This window comes from Bradyrhizobium sp. P5_C11_2, assembly GCF_054049755.1.
On record NZ_JBFULT010000832.1, the window covers coordinates 1 to 2,325 of the forward strand.

The window sequence follows — 2,325 nt, forward strand, 5'->3', positions numbered from 1 at the left end:
CTATGTCACGGCGGCCTGCATAGCCTGCCACGGTGTGCCCGGCGTCGGCCGCGGCGGCAACATCATCAATCTCGGCTACGTCGGCACTGATGAGATCTCCAATCTAAGGAATATCCTCTTCCACGGTCCATTCCGCGACCAGGGCATGCCGGATTTTAGCGGCAAGTTGACGGAAGGGGACGTCGGGAAACTCCAGGCCTTCATCCAGGGAACTGTTGACGCCATCAGACCGAAGAGCAGGTGATGAGCCAGCAGGCGCTGTAGGCAGACCTGCCGAAGATCGTGTCTGCCTGCAGCCTTCAACTCGGATGTCCGCAACTCGGATGTCCGCTCTGCGCCCACAAGCGGTCGTCCTCTCCTTACAGCTGTAACCATCTCAAACTGAAGAGACATCGTTCAGTAGCGCACGCCACTTCATTCTTGGCGGGACCAGCGCGCACGCGCGGCCAAGCGATGGAGAGATTCTAGGATGTCGTATGATTTTTTGCTGGCGTCGTGGGGGACCCTCGGAAATCTAAGCCCGCTGCTGACTGCGGCGCGGAGGTTGCGCCAAAATGGACACCACATCCGGGTGATGGCGGATCCGGCGATGCGCTCCGAGGTCGAGGCCTCCGGCTTTGCATTCGTCACATGGCGCCGCGCCCCGACCGGAACGGCTGCGGATCCGGTCGATGTCTCGGACATAAACGACTTTCTACGGCGGGCCATCTTTGATCCGGCGGCGCTCTATGCGGTCGATATCCGCGATGAGATCGGCCGTCTGCCGACCGATGCCGTTCTCGTGCTTGACGTGCTTTTTGGTGGCGCGCTCGGGGCGGAGGCATCCGGCGTGCCTTTCGCTCTGCTGTCCCCTCATGTCAGCCTTCGGCCCCTGCCGGGAATGCCGCCGGCCATCAGCGCATTGAGCCAACCGAAGACACCGGAAGAGCGCGCCGAAGTCGACGCCGCCAATGCCAGGCAGGCCGAAACACTCAATGCGTTTCTGCCCGATCTCAACCGCTCACGCGCCGATCTGGGTCTTTTTCCGCTGAGAGATGTCTTCGATCTGTTCGACCGCGCCAACCGACTGTTGCTCGCGACCAGCCAGGCGTTCGACTTTCAGGCCGACACGCTGCCCGACAATTTCCGCTATGTCGGACCGCTGCTCGATGTCCCGAACTGGTCCAGATCTCTGCAGACGGAGGCATGGCGAGCGCCATGGTCGGCCCGCTCGGGGCGTCCTCGCGCGTTGATCGCATGCAGCACGGGCGCGCAAGGTCAGCGCGACATGTTTCAGCGCATTATCGACGCGATGGAAGCGGTCGAGATCGATGCCCTTGCAACGGCCGGTCCCAATCTGGACGTCGCCGATCTCAGGGCTCCGAAGAATGTGCATTTGACCCGGGGCGCTCCCCATGACCTGGTCATGAAGGATGTTTCCGTGGTGATATCGCAAGGCGGCCACGGAACGACCACGCGCTCACTCATCAACGGACTGCCGCAGCTCATTCTGCCAATGGGGCGGGACCAGGCCGCCAACGCCGCGCGCGTCGAGGCGAAGGGGGCGGGGCTTCGATTGCCGCCAACCGCCTCCGAAGCGGACATTGCCGCGGCGGTGAACCGGTTGATTGCGGAGCCGCAATTCAAGACGGCGGCTTCTCTCCTCGGCGAGGCCATGAAGGTCGATATCGATCGCTCCAGCCTCGTCGACGAGATGGAGGCGATCGCCGCCATTGGCCGCGCGGCGAGACAGCAACCGAAGACACGACCGCTTCGAAAATCTGCCTGACAGTTCACAACACGGCGCCTGACAGATGAGGTGCCCTTCGCCGCCGCTCGGGAAGTTGACCGTGCGGCCGCAGATGAGGGGACTCGTCTGAGGCCGAACGGCCGGTGACAGCGAGAGCCGAATCCAAGCAGGATTCGGCCTTAAGGGTGCCTACTCTTCGTCCTCGTCGTCATCCTCGTCCTCGTCGTGGTCTTCTTCCACCTGCACGAGTGCGGCGAGYGGCAGCGTCTCGCGGAACAGGTCGCCTTCCGTGCCCATCCAGAGGCAGAGCACGTCGTCCTCCTTCACCTCCGCGACGGTCAGCGGATGGCCGCCGGATTTCAGCATCACGACATCGCCGGCTTTCAAGTCCATGGATTTGTCCTCCGAGTTGATCTGCTCGGAGGACAGGCTAGCAGGCGGTCATGACACGCGGAAAACGCAGGGCGCTGCGTGGATGGGCCTCAGGTGCGCTCGCTCGTGATCGGCGGTATCGGCAGACACTGGTTGCTGAAATAGCCGACCGCGTCGCGCACCACCGGAACATGACAGACGAAGCCGGTGGGACGGTATCGCAC

3 protein-coding genes are annotated in these 2,325 nt (G+C 62.8%); 2 read left to right on the forward strand and 1 reads right to left on the reverse strand.

Annotated features, from left to right (window positions below):
- Together ACXJL8_RS39135 and ACXJL8_RS39140 are read left to right on the forward strand one after the other, a co-directional pair.
- Positions 1-244: c-type cytochrome (locus ACXJL8_RS39135; RefSeq protein ID WP_456686826.1), on the forward strand; the 244-nt coding region annotated here is incomplete at its 5' end.
- Positions 245-469: 225 nt separating this feature from the next.
- Positions 470-1,768 (forward strand): glycosyltransferase, encoded by a 1,299-nt coding sequence (locus tag ACXJL8_RS39140; protein WP_456620450.1) that lies wholly within the window; start codon positions 470-472, stop codon positions 1,766-1,768.
- Between the two features lie 150 nt (positions 1,769-1,918).
- Here the strand turns inward: ACXJL8_RS39140 and ACXJL8_RS39145 are convergent, their stop codons facing one another.
- Positions 1,919-2,122 carry a DUF2158 domain-containing protein gene (locus ACXJL8_RS39145; protein ID WP_456620451.1) on the reverse strand — a complete coding sequence of 68 codons (204 nt, stop codon included), beginning with the start codon at positions 2,120-2,122 and terminating at the stop codon, positions 1,919-1,921.
- Positions 2,123-2,325: the final 203 nt, after the last annotated feature.

Bases quoted from the DNA above. Each gene is read 5' to 3' on its own strand.
- ACXJL8_RS39140 (WP_456620450.1), top strand. From the start codon at position 470: ATGTCGTATGATTTTTTGCTGGCGTCGTGGGGGACCCTCGGAAATCTA.